Genomic DNA, 5,666 nt, shown 5'->3' with positions numbered 1-5,666 from the left:
GTGCCGGGGTCGTACGGCGCTGCGCCGCGAACGCCAGCCCGCCGCCGACGACGAGCGCCCCCGCCAGTACCGTGCCCGAGGCCGGGTGCAGCCGGGTCGCCGACAGCACCGCGAGGGCGGGGCCGAGGAGGAACGCGGCATCGCTGCTGATCGTTTCGAGCGCGAAGGCCGCGGGGAGTTCTGGCCTGCCGTGCAGCAGCGCCGACCAGCGGGCCGCCGAGAGCGCGCCGACCTGCGGGATGGTCGCGCCGGCGGCGAGGCCGGCCGCCATCAGCGACGCCGTGGGCGCCCCCGCCAAGGCCAGCGTGACCAGGGCGGCGAGCGCACCGGCGTGCGCGCACAGGAGGGGGACCAGGACGCGCGGCTGCCCGAGCCGGTCCATGAGGCGGGCCGTCTGCGGGCCCACCAGGGTCTCCGCCACGGCGTACGCGCCGGTGACCAGGCCGGCCACCCCGAACGACCCGGTCTCGCCGTGGATCAGCCAGACGATGCCGAGGCCGGCCATGGCCACGCCGACCCGGGCGGGGGCGGCGGCCAGGAAGAAGGCCGACGCGCCGGGGGTCCGCAGGGCGGAACGGTAGGGGGCCGCTCCCGTCCGAGCCGCCACGGGAGTTCGGGCCCCCCGCGCGGTGCGGCGGAGTCCGGGCGCGGCACGCCCCAACTCCCCTGCGGTGGAGCGGGATTCGGGTGCGATACGACGGAACCAGTGCCGTGGTGTCACGGCGAACCTTCCGCTGCGCGGTGGGGCGGTCCGGGGGGAGGCGCCCTTTCGCGGGCTCCGCCCTCCCACCACCAGGAGTCGTCCATGGTGACGCGGGCGGGGGCGGAATCGAAGTCCGCGCCCGCCTCCGCGTCGGCTCCATCGCCGGCAGAAACGTCGAGTAGTGAGGTCGGGAAGCAAGACCCGCGGTCGACGTCCGGTTCAGGTCCGACGTGCGGATCGAGCAGGAGTCGACACTAGCGGTGCCGCCGGGCGGAGAGAAGCCCGTTCCCCTCGCTCGGAGATCCCCCAATGATCACTTCCCGAAGACAGGTGGACACTTTCCGTCAGCACTTGGCACACTGGGCCCCACCCGTCACACGGCTCCGACACGTGACGGCACGTGACACATACGGCCCGGGGGGGGACGCATGGGAAAACCGCAGGGTGACGGCGATGACTTCAGCGGCATAGATCCGCAGCATCTGTGGGAGTTGATCGGCTCGATCAAGTCGCACGCGACCGTCGACGGCAGCAGGTCCGCGCAGGCGGCCGTCAACGACTGGCGGTCGAAAGCGAACAGCATCGGACTCCTGACCACCGAACCGGCAAACTGGACACCCACTTCGCCTGGGCACGGGACCAGATACCGATGCTGACGCGACGGCACAGCCTGGCCGCCGACCAGGCGAAGGAGGAGAAGGACTTCGGCGTATCGGGCATGGTGCCCAACGGCGCCGCGTCGCTCGGCAATTACCCGACACAAGCCGCGGCGAAGAAGGCAGCCCAGGCCGACGCGAAGAAGTACAAGGACGGCAAGATGTCGGCCAAGGACTACTACGCGAAGCTCCAAGAGAACCAGTTCGACCCGGACTACAGCTTGGCGGCGGTCAACGCGCTCGGCGAGACGAAGCTGTTCGAGCTCGAACAGGAAACGTCCTACGTCAACCCGGACGATCCCGACCAGCCGCGGTCGGCGCTGGCCAACACCGTCGCCACCGCCATGCGCGGCGGCGCCACCTTCAAGGACCCGGCCGGCCACGAGGACATCGCGCTGCTTTCCCCGCTCGTGCCGGACGCGCCCTTCCCGAAGAACGTGCTGCTCGATCTGGCCGACCAGTCCCGCGCGGTCGGCAACTTCCCGTACGCCGACAACGTATGGAAGGGCTTGGGGTATGACCCCGCCGCCTCGACCGAGTTCCTCCACGACCACCCGGATCTGCTCGGCAAGTCGATCACCACGTCCGAGACCGGCCGGGGCGGTATCCCGTCCAACCAGGTCGCATCCTTCGCGACCGTCATCGCCGCCGGGACCCAGGGCAGCGCCGGCTCCGACCCCGCCCCCGTCGACGACTACGGCCCCGGCCATGTCTCCGTCTCGGCGGACGAGTGGAAGGGGTTCATCGACGAGTCCATGCGGGACCCGCACTCTGCGGCGTATCTGATGGCCCTCGCCGACCAGCGCAGCCAGGACCTCGCCATGAGCAATCGCAGCAACGCCGAGAGCCAGCATGCGTCGGGAGTACTGGCCCAGTTCTTCAACCAGCAGGCGGTGACGGTCTACCAGCAGATGGGCGCGGACAAGTCCGCCAACGGCAAGCAGTGGCAGACCTCCGTAAGCACCTGGCTCAACAGTGCGGAACTCAATGCGGTCAACATCGCGTTCGACCCGTCGGCGGTAGCCGTGCCGCTGACGAAGGCTGTTCTCACCCAGACCGCGAACTATTTCACCCACTCGATCGTTCCGGCCGGCAACGGTGGAAAGGCTCCCGTGCCGGAGCTGATCACATGGCAGGGTCAGTGGCAGCATTGCGCCGCAGAGGCATACGCCGATGACTCGACGGTAGGCGATCCCAAGAAGTACGCCGACCTGTACAGCAGTGGCAAGCCCTTCCTCGACGACGGCGGAAACCTCGTTCCGGACGCGTCCATCGAGCAACGGCAGGCATACAACGCATGGTTGAAGGACCCGGAGACGGCCAAGAAGACGGACACGTACTTCCTCCAACGGAACGGGGATGGCGTCGGCGATTCGAAGGGTGGGCTGTGATAAGGCGTCGGGCAACAGCGGCCGCGCTCGGCGGGCTGCTGCTGACCCTGGTGACCGCGTGCGGCGGCAGTGCACCGAGCGCCATCAGCCTCGCGGACAAGCAACGGCGGCCGGTGGCGCGGGAGTACTGGAAGATCTACCAGGCCGTTCACGGCGCCACGGGCAACTACGACGACACCACCGGGCGCTTCAACTACTGCGCGGGCAGCAAGAGCGGGCTGCGCTACGAGGTCATCTACTACGCGTTCGGGCTCACCGCGAAGGAGCCGCACTCACAGATCAACGCCGCGCTCATGGCCCGGCTCAAGACGATCGGCTGGAACCTCTCCCCCTCCGACTCCCTCCACTACTCGGCGACACATGGGGACCTCACCCTGCAGACGTTCTGGCCGTCCAGCGAACCGAAGAACGCCCAATGGGTGGTCACGCTCGTCGTCCATGGCGGCTGCGTCGACTACGGGAAGAACACCGCCAGCGTCCTCAAAGTGGTGGACGAATACCCCAAGAAGGACGCCGCCTCCTCCCCCGTCCCCACCGGGCTGGACACGCGGACGCCCTGACGGGGAGGGGGAGTTGAGGGAGGTGAAGGGGTCAGGTGGTGGTGAGGAGTTGGAGGGTGTCGATCACGCGGTTGGAGAAGCCCCACTCGTTGTCGTACCAGGCGACGACCTTGATATGGCGGCCGTCGACGCGGGTGAGGGCGGAGTCGAAGATCGCGGAGGCGGGGTTGCCGGTGATGTCGGAGGAGACGAGCGCGTCGTCGGAGTACTCCAGGACGCCGGCGAGCGGGCCCTGCGCCGCGGTGCGGTAGGCCGCCAGGACGTCCTCGCGGGTCACGTCGCGGGCGACGGTCGTGTTGAGCTCGACGATCGAGCCGACCGGGACCGGCACGCGGATCGAGTCGCCGGAGAGCTTGCCGTCGAGGTCCGGGAGGACCAGACCGATCGCCTTGGCGGCGCCGGTGGTGGTCGGCACGATGTTGACGGCGGCGGCACGGGCCCGGCGGGGGTCGCGGTGCGGGCCGTCCTGGAGGTTCTGCTCCTGCGTGTAGGCGTGCACCGTGGTCATGAAGCCGTGCTCGATAACGGCGAGTTGGTGCAGTACGGCGGCGAGCGGCGCGAGCGCGTTGGTCGTGCAGGAGGCGTTCGAGACGATCGTGTGCAGGGCCGGGTCGTACGCCTCGGTGTTGACACCGAACGCGAGGGTCACGTCGGCGCCGTCGGCCGGCGCGCTGACCAGCACCTTCCGGGCGCCCGCGTCGAGGTGGGCGCCGGCGGCCTTGGCGGAGGTGAAGCGGCCGGTCGACTCCAGCACGATGTCGACGCCGAGTTCGGCCCACGGCAGCCGCGCCGGCTCGCGCTCGGCCAGCACCTTGATACGGCGGCCGTCCACGACGAGGACGTCGCCGTCGACGCTCACCGGACGGCCGAGCCGACCGGAGGTGGAGTCGAAGGCGATCAGACGGGCGAGGGCGGCCGGCTCCGTAAGGTCATTGACGGCCACGACCTCCAGGTCGCTGTCGCGTTCGAGCAGCGCGCGCAGCACGTTGCGTCCGATGCGGCCGAATCCGTTGATGGCGATGCGGGTCATGAGTGGTGTCCCCAGTTCCTGAAGTCTCTTCGCGTTCGCCACCCAGGTTCGCGCACGGTGACGGCGGATGGCGGCGGCCTGAGCGCCACGGTTCGCAAGGATCGCGCCACGCGCGCGCCGCAGGCGTCCCACACCCGGGCCACACCCGGGCCGGACCCGCGCCACCCCCGGGCCACGCCCCCGCAGGAGCCGCGCCTGACCCGCGCCACGCGCGCCCCTGACCCCGCTACTCGCCCCGCGTGAACGTGCGCCGGTACTCGCTCGGCGTGGTCCCCAGCGTGCGCTGGAAGTGCATCCGCAGGTTCGACCCGGTGCCCAGGCCCACGTCCACCGCGATCTGCTCGACGCTCCGCTCGGACCGTTCCAGCAGTTCGCGGGCCACATCCACCCGGGCGCGCATCACCCACTGCATCGGCGTGTACCCGGTGTCCTCGGTGAAGCGGCGCGAGAACGTACGGGGCGACACCGCCGCGTGCCGGGCCAGCACGTCGAGGGTGAGCGGCTCGCCGAGCCGGTGCAGCGCCCACTCGCGGGTGGCGGCGAACCGCTCGCCCAGCGGCTCGGGCACGCTGCGCGGCACGTACTGCGCCTGGCCGCCGCTGCGGTACGGGGCCGCCACCAGGCGCCGCGCCGCGTGGTTCGACGCGGCCACCCCCAGGTCGCGGCGCAGCACATGCAGGCACAGGTCGATTCCCGAGGCGGCGCCGGCCGACGTCAGCACGCTGCCCTCGTCCACGAACAGGACGTTCTCGTCGACCCGGACCAGCGGATGCTTCGCCGCGAGCGCCCGCGTGTAGTGCCAGTGGGTGGTGGCCCGCTTCCCGTCCAGCAGGCCGGTGGCGGCCAGCGCGAACGCACCGGTCGAGATCGCGGCGAGCCGCGCGCCCCGCTCGTGGGCCGAGATCAGCGCGTCGACCACGGCCGGCGGCGGGTCCTCCCGGTCGGGGAACCGGTAGCCGGGGATGAAGACGATCTCGGCCCAGCCGAGCGCGTCCAGACCGTCGGCCACGTGATACGACAACCCGTCGCCGCCCGCGACCAGCCCCGGCGCCGCGCCGCACACCCGCACCTCGTACGGCATGCTCGCGCGGGTCGAGAAGACCTGTGCGGGAATCCCGACGTCGAGCGGCTTGGCCCCTTCGAGCACGAGGACGGCGACGCGATGCAGGTCGGAGGCGGGCACGGGCACCAGCGTAAGCGGGGCCGCCGCGTCGACGTCCGACCTGCATCGCGTCGCGCCGAGCCGTATCGAACGGAGCCCGGCCTCCCGCCACGAACGGGCGGCCTGCGCCGCGATTCGCCGGAGTGCCGGGGCAGGTCGGGTAC

General features: G+C 70.8%; 5 protein-coding genes and 1 pseudogene. 3 read left to right on the top strand and 3 right to left on the bottom strand.

The genetic code is table 11. The features are described 5' to 3' along the window. Positions 1-607, bottom strand: a pseudogene (locus AC13HU_RS30985) (MFS transporter); the annotation flags it as partial. A gap of 524 nt (positions 608-1,131) precedes the next feature. Here AC13HU_RS30985 and AC13HU_RS30980 point away from each other — a divergent pair. From AC13HU_RS30980 to AC13HU_RS30970, 3 genes are read left to right on the top strand one after another with little or no spacing between them, the layout of a single operon-like run. Next, positions 1,132-1,359, top strand: a complete 228-nt coding sequence (locus tag AC13HU_RS30980; RefSeq protein WP_483045293.1) for a hypothetical protein — start codon at positions 1,132-1,134, stop codon at positions 1,357-1,359. After that, positions 1,353-2,750 (top strand): hypothetical protein, encoded by a 1,398-nt coding sequence (locus AC13HU_RS30975; protein ID WP_483045292.1) that lies wholly within the window; start codon positions 1,353-1,355, stop codon positions 2,748-2,750. Before AC13HU_RS30980 ends, AC13HU_RS30975 begins: the two co-directional genes overlap by 7 nt. Then, on the top strand, positions 2,747-3,310 hold the full coding sequence (locus AC13HU_RS30970; RefSeq protein ID WP_483045291.1) for a hypothetical protein: 564 nt from the start codon (positions 2,747-2,749) through the stop codon (positions 3,308-3,310). The genes AC13HU_RS30975 and AC13HU_RS30970 overlap by 4 nt, the downstream gene beginning before the upstream one ends. Positions 3,311-3,341: 31 nt before the next feature. Here AC13HU_RS30970 and gap read toward each other — a convergent pair whose 3' ends face one another. Continuing rightward, positions 3,342-4,340 carry a type I glyceraldehyde-3-phosphate dehydrogenase gene (gap, locus tag AC13HU_RS30965; protein ID WP_483045290.1) on the bottom strand — a complete coding sequence of 333 codons (999 nt, stop codon included), beginning with the start codon at positions 4,338-4,340 and terminating at the stop codon, positions 3,342-3,344. 226 nt (positions 4,341-4,566) lie between these two features. Further along, the gene (locus AC13HU_RS30960; RefSeq protein ID WP_483045289.1) at positions 4,567-5,523 is read right to left on the bottom strand and encodes a GlxA family transcriptional regulator; all 957 of its coding nucleotides are present in this window, start codon (positions 5,521-5,523) and stop codon (positions 4,567-4,569) included. Positions 5,524-5,666: the final 143 nt, after the last annotated feature.

The sequence above is a fragment of the Streptomyces sp. NH27 genome, assembly GCF_056859195.1.
Note: the sequence above shows the minus strand (reverse complement) of the source record. Positions and strands in the feature narration are given on the sequence as shown.